The organism is Streptomyces durmitorensis, from assembly GCF_023498005.1.
Lineage (GTDB): Bacteria > Actinomycetota > Actinomycetes > Streptomycetales > Streptomycetaceae > Streptomyces > Streptomyces durmitorensis.
The window spans coordinates 6,580,638-6,594,804 of sequence record NZ_CP097289.1 but is presented as its reverse complement, the minus strand read 5'-3'; the positions used below and the strand labels follow the sequence as shown (position 1 = coordinate 6,594,804).

Sequence of the window (14,167 nt, the reverse complement as noted above, 5' to 3'; positions counted from 1 at the left end):
GTCCCTTACAGACCCGACTCGGACGTGCGGACCAGGATGCGGCTGCAGTTCTCGCACCGCACGACCGTGTCGGGGGACGCCGCCTTCACTTCGTTGACCCCGGTGATGTCCAGCTCGATGCGGCAGCCCTCGCAGCGCCGCTGGTAGAGCTTGGCCGCGCCGATGCCGCCCTCCTTGACGCGGAGCTTGTCGTAGAGCTTGAGCAGGTCGGCCGGGACCGAACCGGCCACGACCTCGCGCTCCTTGGTGACCGTGGCGGCCTCGCCGTCGATCTCCTCGAAGGCCGCGTCACGACGGGCCGTCGCGTCGTCGATCTTCGACTGGACGGAGGAGACACGTTCCGCCAGCTCGGAGACGCGCTCCTGGGCGGACTCGCGGCGCTCCATGACCTCGAGGACCACGTCCTCCAGGTCGCCCTGGCGCTTGGCGAGCGAGGCGATCTCACGCTGGAGGTTCTCCAGGTCCTTGGGGGACGTCACGGCGCCGGAGTCCAGGCGCTGCTGGTCGCGGTTGGCGCGCTGGCGCACCTGGTCGACGTCCTGCTCCGCCTTGGTCTGCTCGCGGGAGCAGTCGCTCTCCTCGGTCGTCGACGCGACGTGCAGGTCACGCAGCTGCGTGAGGTCCTTGTTCAGCGATTCGATCTCGGCGTGCTCGGGCAGGGACTTCTTCCGGTGCGCCAGCTGCTGGAGGCGTACGTCGAGTGCCTGGACGTCGAGGAGTCGGATCTGGTCGGCGGGCGCGGCGTTCAGTTGGGGGCTCCTGTTGTGTCGGTATTCGAGGCCGCGTGGGCGGTCCAGGGGTCGGTGACCGTCTTGGAGACGTGGACGCGAAGTCCCCATCCGTGACGGTCGGAGATCTGATCGAGCTGCGCGGCGGCCAGTTCGCACCACGGCCACTCGGTGGCCCAGTGCGCGGCGTCGAGCAGCGCGAGCGGAGTCTGTGCGCGGGCCTCCGACACCGGGTGGTGGCGCAGGTCGGCGGTGAGGAAGGCGTCCACGCCGGACGCGCGTACGTCGTCGAAGAGGCTGTCGCCGGAGCCGCCGCTGACGGCGAGGGTGCGGATGAGCTGCTCCGGGTCGCCCGCGACCCGGATGCCCTGCGCGGTGGCGGGCAGCCGCTCGGCCGCGCGGGCGGCGAGTTCGCGGAGCGTCAGGGGGTGTTCGAGCTCGCAGATCCGGCCGAGGCCGCGGCGGCCGTGCGCGTCGGCCGGGTCCGGTACGAGAGGTCGGACGATCCGCAGGTCGAGCGCGCCCGCGAGGGCGTCGGAGACGCCCGGGTCGGCGCGGTCGGCGTTCGTGTGCGCGACGTGCAGCGCGACGTCGTTCTTGATCAGGTCGTGGACGACGCGGCCCTTGAAGGTGCCCGCCGAGACCGTCGTCGTGCCGCGCAGGTAGAGCGGGTGGTGGGTGACCAGGAGCTGGGCGCCCAGCTTCACCGCTTCGTCGACGATCTCCTGGACGGGGTCGACAGCGAAAAGGACCCGGGAGATCTCCGCTTCGGGGTCGCCGCAGACCGTGCCGACCGCGTCCCAGCTCTCGGCCAGTTCGGCGGGCCACAGGGCGTCGAGGGCGGCGATGACTTCAGACAGACGGGGCACGGGGAAAGGCTACCTTCCCGCTGCGCTCGGCATGTCGTACGTTACGCACCGCTACGGGCTGCTACTGAGCGCCCCGTAAGGGGAGCGGGGAACTGCGCGAGCAAGCGAGCAAGCGAGCAAGCAAGGAAAAGCCGCAGACGCATCTGCTCGGTGCTCGGCAGTCGCGTCTGCGGCTCTTCTGTGGCTGAGCGCGCTTCCCCGCGCCCCTTACGGGGCCAGGTCGGACCTGAGGTCGTCAAGGACCGAATTCGCCGCCGTCACGCCAAGACCCAGGTACCACGTCTCGTCCGGGACGTCCTTGGCCTGGCCCTTCTTCACCGCGTCCAGCTTCTTCCAGAGCGGGTTCTTCTCGGCGGCGGAGCGGCCGGTCTTCTTCGCGTCGCCGTAGACGCCGGTGAAGATCCAGTCCGCGTCGGCGTCGTCGATCTTCTCGGTGCTGATCTCCGTGGCGAGGTCGTTGACCTGCTGGTTCTTCGGGCGGGGCAGGCCGGTGTCGTCGAGGATCGTGCCGATGAAGGACGCCTTGGCGTAGAGGCGGACGCGGTCCGGCATGTAGCGGAGCATCGTGATCGTCGGCTTGTCGTCGCCGAGGTCCCGGCCCAGGGACCTCGCCTTCTCCTCGTACGCGGCGAGCTCCGTCTTCGCCTTGGCGGTCTTGTCGAGCGCGGCCGCGTTCAGGAGGTAGTTCTCCTTCCACGTGAAGCCGGGGCGGATGGAGAAGACGGTCGGGGCGATCTTGGCGAGCTGCGGGTAGAGCTTGGCGGCGCGCAGTTCGCTGCCGAGGATCAGGTCCGGCTTCAGGTTCGCGATGGCCTCCAGGTTGAGGGCGTTGATCGTGCCCACGTCCTTGGGGTCGCCCGCGTCCTTCTTCAGGTAGCCGGGGATGCCGTCGTCGCCCTCGGTGGGGGCGTAGCCGACGGGCTTGATGCCGAGCGAGACGACGTTGTCGAGCTCGCCGACGTCCAGGACCACGACCCGCTTGGGCTGCGCCTTGAGCTCGGTCTTGCCGCGGGCGTGCGTGATGGTGCGCGGGAAGACGCCGGCCTTGGCCGTGGTGCCCATCTTCGCGGTCTGCTCGGCGGCCTTGGAGAAGTCGTCGCCGCCCTGGGCGACGGCCTTGCTGCCGCTGCCGTTGTCGGACTTGCCGTCGCTGTCGCCGGACCCGCAGGCCGCGAGGGAGAGCGCGCCGGCCACGGCGAGGGCGAGGGCGGCGGTGGCGCGGTGGCGGCGGGGTCGTACGGACCGTACAGAGACGGACATCGGTGCTCCATGCTCCAGGGGGTGTGCCGCGGCGGCCGCTTCCGCAGGCCCGCGACCACTTAGGTTCGCCTTACTTTAAGCGCGCCCTCCCCACCCAGCACAACCACCCCCGACCCCTCAGGCGAATCGGTACTTCGCCACCCTTCTGTGTGAAGCGGGCAGCCACAGATGCCACGGCAGCGCGTGCGAAAACTAGCTTCGGGGCCCGGAGGTACCCCCACATGACAGCGCCCACGCTTGAGCCCGAACCCATGACCGCGCCGACGTCCCCGCCGATGCCCCCGCCGACGTCCCCGCCGATGTCCCGCCCGGCGCCCGCGACGCCCCCAGTGATCACCGCCAACGGCGCGTACGCGGCCCGGCTCGCCCACGACGGCGGTTCCTGGTTCCCCGAGCGCTGGACCCTCGACTCCCCGGAGCCGTACGCGGTGCCACTGCCCGGCAACCAGCCAGAGGAGCCCGGCACGGAGGTGCTCCCGATGGCCGACGGACGGGTCCTGATCCACCGCGTCGTCGACGGACGGCACACGTTCGCGCTCCTCTACCCGACGGGTCCGGAGACCGGCGAGGTGCCGCTCGGCGCCGTGGAGTGCGGGGAGTCACGGCTGACGCTCCTGGCGCCGTCACCGGTCGGCAGCCACGCGTACGCCCTCGCGGTGGGCGCGGGGTCGACGGCCCTGTGGATGGTGGCGGGCGGCGCCTTCGGGCCCGAGCACGTCGCCGAGATCCCCGGGCGCTGTTCGGGCGGGGTCTGGCTGGACGGCGATGGCCGGATGCTGGCCCTGGACCGGGAGTTGGGCGGCCGGGTCAAGGCGGTCGCCGTGGACCTGGAGCGGGGCGGCGAGGTGTCCCCCCTCCTCCAGATCGCCGACGAGAGCAACGACCGGCTGCTGCTCGCGGACGCCGACAGCGGACTGCTCCTGATCCGCTCGGACGCGCCGGGCCACGACCGGCTCGGCTGGGGCGTCCTCGGCGGTACGCGCCCGGTGCGTTTCCCCGAGTGCCTGCACCTGCCCGACCTCGCGGTGACGCCGTTCGCCATCCAGCCCGAGCAGACGCTGATGCCGGAGAGCTGCGCGGTGGCGCTGCGGATCGACGGGGCGGCGGGCAGCTGGCTCGGCCTGTGGCGCCCCACCGACCGGCGGCTGCATCAACTGGCGGCGCCGGAGGGGTGGTTGGCGGGCGCCGGGTGGTGGACGCGGGAGGGGGCGCTGCGGCTTCCGTATGTGACGGGGGCGGTGCCGTGCGGGGTCGCGGAGGCGGAATTGCCGGCTCCGGAGGCGCCGCCCGCGGTGGTTGCCGCGCGGCCTGTTCCGTTGCAGCAGGCACCCCTCACGGGGCGTACGGGCGTTGGTTAGACTCGCCCGGCCACATCGAACGATCTTCTTTACAGAGTTACCGGTTTACGGGGTGAGTGTGTTGATGAGAACCGAGATCAGTACGGAGACGGAGCGGAATCCCGAGCCGCGGGAGGCGGCGGGTACCAGCGGTGCGGGTAGGCATCGAGGGCCTGTGGCCGAGCATGATGAGGTGGCGGCGCCGCGGGGCCGCCATCGTCGGCAGGGCGACGGGAACTGATTTCTTTCCCCAACCCCGCCCCTTCCCGAGAACCCGCTGGCGCGGGGGCCTGCCTGGGGCTCTGCCCCAGACCCCGTACAAGATGGCCTCAAACGCCGGCCGGGCTGGATACATCCAGCCCGTCCGGCGTTTGAGGACAACCATCACCCCCGCTTCAGCCCGAGCACCTCCGCCGCCGCGAACGTCTCGTTAGCAGGCCGCCCCGCGTAGTAGGGGGACAGGACCCCGTCCAGCTCCTCGTACGTGAAGACGTCCTTCGCCGTGTCGAACTTCGCCGCCACCTTGGGGCGTTCGACCACCGCGACCATGCCGCCGTGGACCACCAGCAACTGGCCGTTGACCCCGGCGGCGGCAGGCGAGGCCAAGTAGCCCACCAGCGGCGCCACATGCTCGGGAGCGAGCGCGTCCAGTTCGCCCGCGTCCGGTTCCTGGAACCCCGCGAAGACGTCCTCCGTCATCCGTGTCCGCGCACGGGGGCAGATGACGTTCGCCGTCACCCCGTACTTGCCGAGCGCCAGCGCGCTCGACGTCGTCAGGCCGACGATGCCGCCCTTCGCCGCCGCGTAGTTCGGCTGGCCCGCCGAGCCCGCGAGGAACGCCTCCGACGACGTGTTGACGATCCGGCCGTACACCGGCTCCCCCGCCGCCTTGGACCGCTCACGCCAGTGCACGGACGCGAAGTGCGTCGTGTTGAAGTGGCCCTTGAGGTGGACGTGGATGACCGAGTCCCACTCGCTCTCGCTCATCGAGAAGATCATCCGGTCCCGCAGGATCCCCGCGTTGTTGACCAGGATGTCGAGCTTGCCGTACGTGTCGACCGCCAACTGGACGAGCCCGCGCGCCTGTTCGTGGTCCGCGACGTCGCCCAGGTGCGCGACCGCCTGCCCGCCCGCGGCCCGGATCTCGGCGGCGACCTCCTCGGCGGGCGTCGCGGACGCCTCGCCCGAGCCGTCGCGGCCCGTCTTTCCGAAGTCGTTGACGACGACGCTCGCGCCGAGCCGGGCGAGTTCGAGGGCCTCCGCACGGCCGAGCCCCCGGCCCGCGCCCGTCACGATCGCGGCCAAACCGTCCAGTGGCCGTGGCAATGGCTGTGCCATCAGGGATCGAAGTCCTCTCAGATCTCGATGCACGTACGCAGCGCGACGCCCGTACGCATCTGGTCAAGCGCTTCGTTGATCTCGGAGAGCGGCACCCGGTGGGTGATCAGGCTCTCCAGGTCGATCCGGCCCGCGCGCCACAGCGCGATGGCCCGCTCGTAGGACCGCAGGACGTCGCCGCCGCCGTACATGGACGGCAGGATCTTCTTCTCGTCGAAGAACAGCTCGAACATGTTCAGCTGGAGGTTGTCGTCCATGGCGCCCGCTCCGACGATGCACAGCGTGCCGCCGCGCCGCGTCGTCTCGTACGCGGTGCGGGCGGTGGCGGACTTGCCCACGACCTCGAAGACGTAGTCGAAGCCCTCGCCCGCGGTCACCCGCTGCTTGGCGTCGGCGAGTTCGTCAGGTGCGACCGCCTCCGTCGCGCCGAACCGCAGCGCGGCCTCGCGCCGGGACGCCACCGGGTCGACGGCGATGATCTGCGCCGCGCCCTTGAGCCGCGCGCCCTGGATCGCGGAGATGCCGACGCCGCCGCAGCCGATGACGGCGACCGACGAACCGGCCTCCACCTTCGCGGTGTTGATGGCCGCGCCCAGCCCCGTCGTCACCCCGCAGCCGATCAGGGCCGCGATGTCGAAGGGCACGTCGTCCGGGATCGGCACGGCGCAGCCCGCGTCGACCACGACCTCCTCGGCGAAGGTCCCCGTGCCGGCGAAGCCGAAGACATCGCCGTCCGGGCGCTTGAAGTTGGGGGTGCCCGCGTTCATGAAACCGGCCAGGCACAGCTGGCTCTGGCCGCGCTTGCACGCCGGACACGTGCCGCAGGCGGGCAGCCAGCACACCAGGACCCGGTCGCCCTGGCTGATGCCGCTCACGCCGTCGCCGACGTCGATGATCTCGCCCGCGCCCTCGTGACCGGGGATGAACGGCGCGGGCTGCGGCAGTACGCCGTTCATCGCGGAGACGTCGGAGTGGCACAGGCCGGTGGCCCGCACCCTGATCTTCACCTTGCCGGGGCCAAAACCCACCGTCTCGATGTCGTCGAGGACCTCGAGTTTGTCCTGGCCTGTCTCGTGCAGTACGGCTGCGCGCATGGTGCGGCTCCTCTCGTACGGAACTCAGGTCGTACGGAACTCAGGCCGTACGGAATTCAGGCGTGTTCGACGATCGTGTCGGCGAGGACCGGCGCGTCGTCCCGCTCGACCGCCGTCACCGCGACCTGGACGCGGCCCTCCGTCCCCTGAGGGCGCCACATCCGGATCCGCAGGGTCTCCCCGGGGAAGACGATCCCGGTGAAGCGCGTGCTGTAGCCGCGTACCCGCGACACGTCACCGCCGAGCACCGTGTCGACGACGGCCTTGAGCGTCATCCCGTAGGTGCACAGGCCGTGCAGGATCGGCCGGTCGAAGCCCGCGAGCTTGGCGAACTCGGGGTCGGCGTGCAGGGGGTTCCAGTCACCGGAGAGGCGGTAGAGCAGCGCCTGCTCCTCGCGGACCGGGCGCTCGACGGTCTTGTCGGGCTCGCCCTCCGGGGCCGGGACGCGGGTGGAAGGGCCGCGTTCGCCGCCGAATCCGCCTTCGCCGCGTACGAAGATCTGCGCGTCGCTGGTCCACAACGGCCCCTCACCGTCGGCCACTTCGGTGCGCAGGACGAGGATCGCGGCCTTGCCCTTGTCGTACACGGCGGCCACCTTGGAGGTGGTGACGGCCTTGCCCTTGACCGGGATCGGGCGGTGCAGCGTGATGCTCTGGCCGCCGTGCAGGACCGCGGCGAGGTTCACCTCGATGCCCGGTGACGAGAGCCCGCCGACGACGCCCATGCCCGCGCCCGCGACGGTGGCGAAGCTGGGCAGGACGTGCAGCTTCGACTCCAGGGTGTAGCGCAGCTCGTCGGGGTCGGTGGCGGGGACGCCCGCGCCGAGGCCCAGGTGGTAGAGCTGGATGTCCTTGTGATCCCAGGTGATCTCGGCCGACCTGGGCTCCGCGGCCAGTGCTTTCGCGGCGTCGATGGGCATGTGGTGGCAGCTCCTTGGCCGGTCTGAAGACCTCGGTGCGGCCGTCCGCACCGTCGGTCGCACCGAGGTCGCAACAGGGCCGGAAGGAGCCCGTTCTAGAACGCGTTCCAGTCCGGCGATCCCATGTATAGCCGAGCGTCCGGTAGTTGTGAAGACTCCTGACGTCACGTCAGATACTCCCGGTGCACCGCTGTTCAGGCGTGTGACATTTGTACCGGCCGAGTCCGTACAACCACATCTGCCGCCGCACCGCCCCGGGTTCGTAACGTCACAGCCATGACGAATTCAGTGCCCGCCGAGCGGGCCGTGGCGTTCTCCGGCGTGGTCAAGGCCTTCGGGCCGCTGCGCGCCGTCGACGGCGTCGACCTGGAGATCCTGCGTGGTGAGACCGTCGCCCTGCTCGGCCGCAACGGCGCGGGCAAGTCCACGGCGATCTCCCTCCTGCTCGGCCTCGACGCCCCCGACGCGGGCCGCGTCGAGCTCTTCGGCGGACCGCCCGCTGACGCCGTGCGCGCCGGGCACGTGGGCGCCATGCTCCAGGAGGGCCGCCTCGTCCCGCGCGTCACCGTGCGCGAGCTCGTCTCCTTCGTGGCCGGGCGCTATCCGGCGCCGCTGCCCGTCGGCGAGGCCCTCGCGCTCGCCGGGATCGAGGAGCTGGCCGGGCGGCGCGTCGACAAGCTGTCCGGGGGCCAGACGCAGCGGGTGCGGTTCGCCCTCGCCCTGGCCGGTACCCCCTCGCTGATCGTCCTCGACGAGCCGACCGCCGCTCTCGACGTGGAGGCGCGCCAGGCGTTCTGGGCGTCGATGCGTGCCTACGCGCGGCGCGGCCACACCGTCCTGTTCTCCACCCACTACCTGGAGGAGGCCGACCGGCACGCGGACCGCATCGTCGTCATGGACCACGGCCGGATCGTCGCCGACGGCACGGGCGAGCAGGTCAAGCGGTCCGCGGGCGGCAGCACCGTCTCCCTCGACCTGGCCGGGAGGGGCACGGAGGGTCTGACGCTGCTGCCCGGTGTGGTCGCCGTCGAGGTGCGCGGGGACCGGGCCCGGCTGCGTACGGAGGACTCGGACGCGACGGTGATCGCGCTCGCGCGGCTCGGTGCGATCCGCGGCCTCGAAGTCACGGCGGCCTCGCTCGACGAGGCGTTCCTGGCCCTGACCACCGCTCCTCTCACCCCGGAGGCCGTGTGATGTTCGCCTACCTCGGGCTCGAAGTGCGCAGAACGCTCCGCGACACCGGCTTCGTCATCGGCGGCATCGCACTCCCGGTGCTGATGTACCTGCTGTTCACCAACATCGGCGGCGGCTCGGACCACGAGCGGTGGAAGACGACGTCGATGATCGGCATGGCCGCGTACGGGGCCGTGATCGCCGCCCTGAACACCGGCACCGGCGTCGCCGAGGACAAGACGACCGGCTGGCTGCGGCAGCTGCGGGTGACGCCGATGACACCGCGCGAGGTCGTGACGGGCCGGGCCCTGACCGGTGCGGTGACCGTGCTCCCGGCGATCGTGGCGGTGTTCGCCGCGGGCGGCCTGGTCAACGGCGTACGCATGGCGGCCTGGCAGTGGGCGGCCGCCGCGGTGCTGCTCTGGCTCGGCTCGCTGCCCTTCACGATGCTGGGGCTCGGCAACGGGTACCGCCTGACCGCGCAGACCACGGGCGTGGTGAACACGGCCTGCAACCTGGGGCTCGCGGTGCTCGGCGGGCTCTGGTTCCCCGTCGACCTGTTCCCCGGCTGGCTGCGCACCCTGTCCGACTACACACCCACGCACCGCTTCGCGGAGCTCGGCACGTCCGTGACGGACGGCGGCGGCATCGCTTTCGGCACGGTCGCGGTGCTGATCGCCTGGCTGCTGGCGTTCGGTTCGTACGCTGTGACCTCGTACCGCCGGGCGGCGCGGACCGTATGACGACTCCGACTCCGACTCCGACTCAGACTCGGACTCCGACCCCGACGACGCGTCAGGGCACGACAGGAGAAGCGATGCCGGTGAACGGCTTCTGGCAGCGGCACACACGTCTCGCGGCCTGGAAACAGAGCAGCAGGGAGCAGCTCGCCGAGATGCGGGCGAAGGAGAAGTCCGGGCGGAGCAGGCCCGAGGACCTGGGTCCGCCCAACGGCTTCGCGATGCTGCCCTGGCTCCTGATGGGGATGGGCTCCTTCTCCAACCTCCTCCAGGGCAAGACGGGCAACCCCTGGCTCGCCGGCCTCGGGCTCCTCGTCTTCAACTCCCTTTACATCAACGTGGTGTTCCGCGCCTTCAACAAGCAGGCGCGGGAGGCGCGCGTCACCAAGCAGTCGCTGCTCGCGCTGACCGCGGTCACCTTCGCCCTCGCCATCGGCTACGGCGGCAGCTGGCTGATGTTCTTCCCGCTCCTCGGCCTGGCCACCGGATCAGTGCTGCGGGGCAGGCAGCTCGTTCCCGCGGGGTTCGCCCTGAGCATCTCGGCGGCGGTGGTCGGCGGGCTGCGGGAGGGATGGGACGCGGCGGGCATCGCGTACGGCACGTTCCTCTCCGTCATGGTGACGGCCGCGATCCTGGCCCTGGCCGAGACGGTCAAGGAACTGCGCACCACCCGCGAGGAGTTGGCCCGCACCGCCGTCGAGAAGGAACGGCTGCGCTTCTCGCGGGACCTGCACGACCTGCTCGGCCACACGCTCTCGGTGATCGTGGTCAAGGCGGAGGCCACGCGCCGCCTCGCCCCCCGCGACCTGGACGCGGCGCTCGGCCAGGTCGCCGACATCGAGTCCGTCGGCCGCCAGGCCCTGACCGAGATCCGCGAGGCGGTCACCGGCTACCGCGAGGGCAGCCTCGCCACGGAGCTCGACCGGGCCCGCGACCTCCTGGACGCGGCGGGCATCGAAGCGGTCGTACGCCAGTCGGGACCGCCGCTCGCCCCGCAGACGGCGGCGCTGCTCGGCTGGGTCGTCCGGGAGTCCGCCACGAACGTCGTACGCCACTCCAAGGCGACCCGCTGCGAGATCGAGGTGACGGGCACCGCCGAACGGACCCGACTCCTGATCACCGACGACGGCCGCGGCGTAGGCTCGACAGCGCCCGGCAGCGGGCTGAAAGGCCTGGCCGAACGCCTCGCGGCGGCGGGCGGCTCCCTGGAGTCGGGCCCCGCACCACGCGGCGGTTTCCGGGTCACCGCGGAGCTGCCGGTCACCGAGTTCAGCACCGGCCCCGTTGTGGAGGAGCGCACCCCATGATCAGAGTCCTGCTCGCCGAGGATCAGGGCATGATGCGGAGCGCGCTCGCGCTGCTGCTCGGCATGGAGCAGGACATCGAGGTCGTCGCGCAGGTCGGCGCGGGCGACGAGATCGTGGACGCGGCGCTGAACTCACGCCCCGACGTGGCGCTCCTCGACATCGAACTGCCGGGCCGCAGCGGGCTCGACGCGGCGGCGGACCTGCGCGACGAGTGCCCCGAGTGCCGGGTCCTCATCCTCACGACCTTCGGCAGGCCCGGCTATCTGCGCCGGGCGATGGAGGCGGGCGCGGTGGGCTTCCTGGTCAAGGACGGCCCGGTGGAGGACCTGGCGGAGGCGATCCGCCAGGCGCTGCGGGGCGAGACGGTGATCGACCCCGCCCTCGCGGCGGCGGCCCTGAGCGCGGGTCCCAGTCCGCTGACGACGCGCGAGGCGGACGTCCTGCGGGCCTCGGTGGACGGGGCGACGGTCTCCGACATCGCGGAGAAGCTGCACCTGTCGGAGTCGACGGTGCGGAACTATCTCTCGGCGGCGATCGGAAAGACGGGGACGCGGAACCGGATGGAGGCGGTACGGGAGGCCAGGCAGCGGGGTTGGCTCTGACTGGCCCCTGGGCCTTGAGCCCTGGGCCTCGCGCACCGTCGATCACCGGCTCCGCCGAGTTCGTCCTCAAACGCCGGACGGGCTGGAATTCCCGTCCCGCGGCATCCACAGCAGCAGCACCAGCACGCCCCCCAGCAGAATGAACCCACTGGTCCGGAACGCCAACGCGTACCCGGCCGTCAGCGCCTCCGGAGTGGTCGACCCGCCCATCCGCGACGCGGAGACCGTGGAGAGCACCGCGAGCCCCAGCGCACCGCCCATCGTCCGCGAGGTGTTGATCAGGCCGGAGACGAGCCCCGCGTCCCCGGGGTCCGCCCCGGACGTCCCGAGCGACGCCAGCGGCGTCGTGGCGAGCCCCGCGCCGAGCATCATCACGATGCCGGGCAGCATGATCGACGTGACGTAGCCGCCGTCCGCGGTCATCAGGGACTGCCAGCCGAAGCCCGCCGCCGCCACCAGGATCCCGAGCACGGAGACGTTCTTCGCGCCGAGGACCCGCATCAGCCGCGGCGCGAGCTTCGAGCCGACGACGACCGTCAGCGACGAGGGGATCAGCGCGAGGCCCGCCTTCAGCGCCGAGTAGCCGAGGACGTTCTGCGCGTACAGCGTCATGAAGAACCACATGGCGAACATGCCGCCGCCGCACACGAACATCGCCGCGTTCGCCGCCGAGACGGACCGCACCCGGAACAGCTTCAGCGGCATCAGCGGAACCTTCGTCCGCGCCTCGACCAGGAGGAAGAGGGCGAGCAGCGCCAGCCCCGCGGCCAGCGGCACCAGGGTCGCCGAAGCCGTCCAGCCCTCCTCCTCCGTCTGCACGATCCCGTACGCGAGCGTGGCGAGGCCCGCCGTCACAAGGACCGCGCCCGGCACATCGAGGCGGCGTGCCTCGCCGGCCCGGCTCTCGGTGAGCCAGGCCACGCCCGCGACGACGACCAGCGCGCCGATCGGCACGTTGATCAGGAGCACCCAGCGCCAGGAGAGCACGTCGGTGAGGACCCCTCCGACGAGGCCGCCCGCGGCGCCGCCGCCCGCGCCCACCGCAGACCAGGTCCCGATGGCCCGTATCCGCGCGGGCCCCTCGGGCACCGCCGAGGTGAGGATCGTCAGGGTCGAAGGGGCCAGGACCGCCGCGCCGAGCCCCTGCACGGCCCGCGCCACGAGCAGCTGCCACTCGGCCTGCGCGAGGCCGCCCGCGAGCGAGGCCACCGTGAAGAGCCCGAGCCCGACCAGGAACATTCGCTTGCGCCCGAAGAGGTCACCGGCCCGCCCGCCGAGCAGCATGAAACCGGCGAAGGCGATCGAGTACGCGTTGACCACCCACTGCAGTCCGACGGCGCTCATGCCCAGGTCGGAGCGCATGGACGGCAGCGCGGTGTTCACCACCGACACATCCAGGACGACCAGGAACTGCCCGGCGCAGGCGGCGAGGAGCACCGCCCACACCGGTGCGGACTTCCGCGGGGTCGCGGCTATGTAAGTGTCAGGGGGCGTTTGGACCATGACGGGCATGTTCTCAGGAATTGCGTTCCCCGTGCATCGGGGTTTCGACGCAGGAGGCCTCGGCCGCGGGTCCTAGGACTCCGGCCTCCTCCGACTACCCCTTCCGCAGCAGCGTCACCACCGCCGCTCCCCCCAGGCCGATGTTGTGCGCGAGCCCCACGCGCGCGCCCGCCACCTGCCGCGCCTTCGCCTCGCCCCTCAACTGCCAGGTGATCTCCGCCACTTGGGCGATTCCCGTCGCGCCGAGCGGATGCCCCTTGGAGATCAGGCCGCCCGACGGGTTCACCACCCAGCGCCCGCCGTACGTCGTCGCCCCGCTCTCGACGAGCTTGCCCGACTCCCCCGCCGCGCACATGCCAAGGGCCTCGTACGTCAGGAGCTCGTTGATGGAGAAGCAGTCGTGCAGCTCGACGACGTCGACGTCCTCGATGCCCAGGCCCGACTTCTCGTAGACCTCCCGCGCCGCCGCCCTCGACATCGGCTGCCCCACGACGTCGATGCACGAGCCCGATGCGAAGGACTCCCCGGTGTCCGTCGTCATCGCCTGCGCCGCGATCTCCACGGCCCGCTCCTGGAGGCCGTGCCGCTCCACGAAGCGCTCCGACACCACGACCGCCGCCGCCGAACCGTCCGACGTCGGCGAGCACTGCAGCTTGGTGAGCGGGCTGTGGATGGTCTTGGCGGCGAGGATCTCGTCGACCGTGTACTCGTCCTGGAACTGGGCGTACGGATTGTTCACCGAGTGCCGGTGGTTCTTGGCGCCCACCGCGGCGAGCTGCGCCGGTGTCGTGCCGTACAGCTCCATGTGCTCGCGTGCCGCGTCGCCGAAGATCTGGGCGGTGGGCGGGGTCATCTCGAAGCCGTGGCGTGCCGCCATCACGCCGTAGTGCCGGGCGACGGGAGACGTCTTGAAGTCCCCGCCGTCGGACCCTCCGCCCAGCGCGCCGCGCGCCATCTTCTCGAAGCCCAGCGCGAGCACGCAGTCGTTGATGCCGCCCTCGACGAACTGCCGCGCCATCATCAGCGCGGTCGAGGCGGTCGCGCAGTTGTTGTTCACGTTGTAGACGGGGACGCCGGTCAGGCCCAGTTCGTACACGGCCCGCTGTCCTGCCGTCGATGCCTGGAAGCAGTACCCGACCGGGACCTGCTCCACCTGCTCGTAGGAGATCCCGGCGTCGTCGAGCGCCTTGGTGCCCGCCTCCTTCGCCATGTCCCAGTACTGCCAGTCCCGCGTCTCGGGCTTCTCGAACTTTGTCATGCCGACGCCGACTATGTACGCCTTCACTGGCCAGCTCC

13 protein-coding genes are annotated in these 14,167 nt (G+C 71.3%); 5 read left to right on the top strand and 8 right to left on the bottom strand.

Going from position 1 to position 14,167, the window contains the following annotated elements:
- Positions 1 to 5: 5 nt before the first annotated feature.
- The 3 genes from M4V62_RS29410 to M4V62_RS29400 all read right to left on the bottom strand — a co-directional run bounded on the left by M4V62_RS29410 (position 6) and on the right by M4V62_RS29400 (position 2,857).
- Complete coding sequence (locus M4V62_RS29410) at positions 6 to 749, bottom strand: zinc ribbon domain-containing protein (protein WP_249593065.1); 744 nt, start codon at positions 747 to 749, stop codon at positions 6 to 8.
- Positions 746 to 1,597 (bottom strand): Nif3-like dinuclear metal center hexameric protein, encoded by an 852-nt coding sequence (locus M4V62_RS29405; protein ID WP_249590206.1) that lies wholly within the window; start codon positions 1,595 to 1,597, stop codon positions 746 to 748. The genes M4V62_RS29410 and M4V62_RS29405 overlap by 4 nt, the downstream gene beginning before the upstream one ends.
- 207 nt (positions 1,598 to 1,804) lie before the next feature.
- The gene (locus tag M4V62_RS29400; protein ID WP_249590205.1) at positions 1,805 to 2,857 is read right to left on the bottom strand and encodes an ABC transporter substrate-binding protein; all 1,053 of its coding nucleotides are present in this window, start codon (positions 2,855 to 2,857) and stop codon (positions 1,805 to 1,807) included.
- 221 nt (positions 2,858 to 3,078) lie between these two features.
- Here M4V62_RS29400 and M4V62_RS29395 point away from each other — a divergent pair, with 221 nt between their 5' ends.
- Positions 3,079 to 4,215 carry a hypothetical protein gene (locus tag M4V62_RS29395; protein ID WP_425575085.1) on the top strand — a complete coding sequence of 379 codons (1,137 nt, stop codon included), beginning with the start codon at positions 3,079 to 3,081 and terminating at the stop codon, positions 4,213 to 4,215.
- 363 nt (positions 4,216 to 4,578) lie between these two features.
- Here the strand turns inward: M4V62_RS29395 and M4V62_RS29390 are convergent, their stop codons facing one another.
- From M4V62_RS29390 to M4V62_RS29380, 3 genes are read right to left on the bottom strand one after another with little or no spacing between them, the layout of a single operon-like run.
- On the bottom strand, positions 4,579 to 5,532 hold the full coding sequence (locus M4V62_RS29390; protein ID WP_249590204.1) for a 3-oxoacyl-ACP reductase: 954 nt from the start codon (positions 5,530 to 5,532) through the stop codon (positions 4,579 to 4,581).
- Positions 5,533 to 5,549: 17 nt separating this feature from the next.
- Positions 5,550 to 6,626, bottom strand: coding sequence for a Zn-dependent alcohol dehydrogenase (locus M4V62_RS29385; protein WP_249590203.1), 1,077 nt, complete (start codon positions 6,624 to 6,626; stop codon positions 5,550 to 5,552).
- Between the two features lie 56 nt (positions 6,627 to 6,682).
- The gene (locus M4V62_RS29380; RefSeq protein ID WP_249590202.1) at positions 6,683 to 7,546 is read right to left on the bottom strand and encodes a MaoC/PaaZ C-terminal domain-containing protein; all 864 of its coding nucleotides are present in this window, start codon (positions 7,544 to 7,546) and stop codon (positions 6,683 to 6,685) included.
- A gap of 276 nt (positions 7,547 to 7,822) precedes the next feature.
- On the opposite strand from M4V62_RS29380, the gene M4V62_RS29375 reads away from it, so the two are divergent.
- From M4V62_RS29375 to M4V62_RS29360, 4 genes are all read left to right on the top strand, one after another.
- On the top strand, positions 7,823 to 8,740 hold the full coding sequence (locus M4V62_RS29375; RefSeq protein WP_249590201.1) for an ABC transporter ATP-binding protein: 918 nt from the start codon (positions 7,823 to 7,825) through the stop codon (positions 8,738 to 8,740).
- Positions 8,740 to 9,462, top strand: coding sequence for an ABC transporter permease (locus tag M4V62_RS29370; protein WP_249590200.1), 723 nt, complete (start codon positions 8,740 to 8,742; stop codon positions 9,460 to 9,462). Before M4V62_RS29375 ends, M4V62_RS29370 begins: the two co-directional genes overlap by 1 nt.
- A 74-nt stretch (positions 9,463 to 9,536) precedes the next feature.
- The gene (locus M4V62_RS29365; RefSeq protein ID WP_425575083.1) at positions 9,537 to 10,766 is read left to right on the top strand and encodes a sensor histidine kinase; all 1,230 of its coding nucleotides are present in this window, start codon (positions 9,537 to 9,539) and stop codon (positions 10,764 to 10,766) included.
- Positions 10,763 to 11,368 carry a response regulator transcription factor gene (locus M4V62_RS29360; protein ID WP_249590199.1) on the top strand — a complete coding sequence of 202 codons (606 nt, stop codon included), beginning with the start codon at positions 10,763 to 10,765 and terminating at the stop codon, positions 11,366 to 11,368. Before M4V62_RS29365 ends, M4V62_RS29360 begins: the two co-directional genes overlap by 4 nt.
- A 66-nt stretch (positions 11,369 to 11,434) precedes the next feature.
- Here M4V62_RS29360 and M4V62_RS29355 read toward each other — a convergent pair whose 3' ends face one another.
- Both M4V62_RS29355 and M4V62_RS29350 read right to left on the bottom strand, forming a co-directional pair.
- On the bottom strand, positions 11,435 to 12,871 hold the full coding sequence (locus M4V62_RS29355; protein ID WP_249590198.1) for an MFS transporter: 1,437 nt from the start codon (positions 12,869 to 12,871) through the stop codon (positions 11,435 to 11,437).
- A 94-nt stretch (positions 12,872 to 12,965) separates the two neighbouring features.
- The gene (locus M4V62_RS29350) at positions 12,966 to 14,156 is read right to left on the bottom strand and encodes a lipid-transfer protein (protein WP_249590197.1); all 1,191 of its coding nucleotides are present in this window, start codon (positions 14,154 to 14,156) and stop codon (positions 12,966 to 12,968) included.
- Between the last annotated feature and the right edge of the window lie 11 nt (positions 14,157 to 14,167).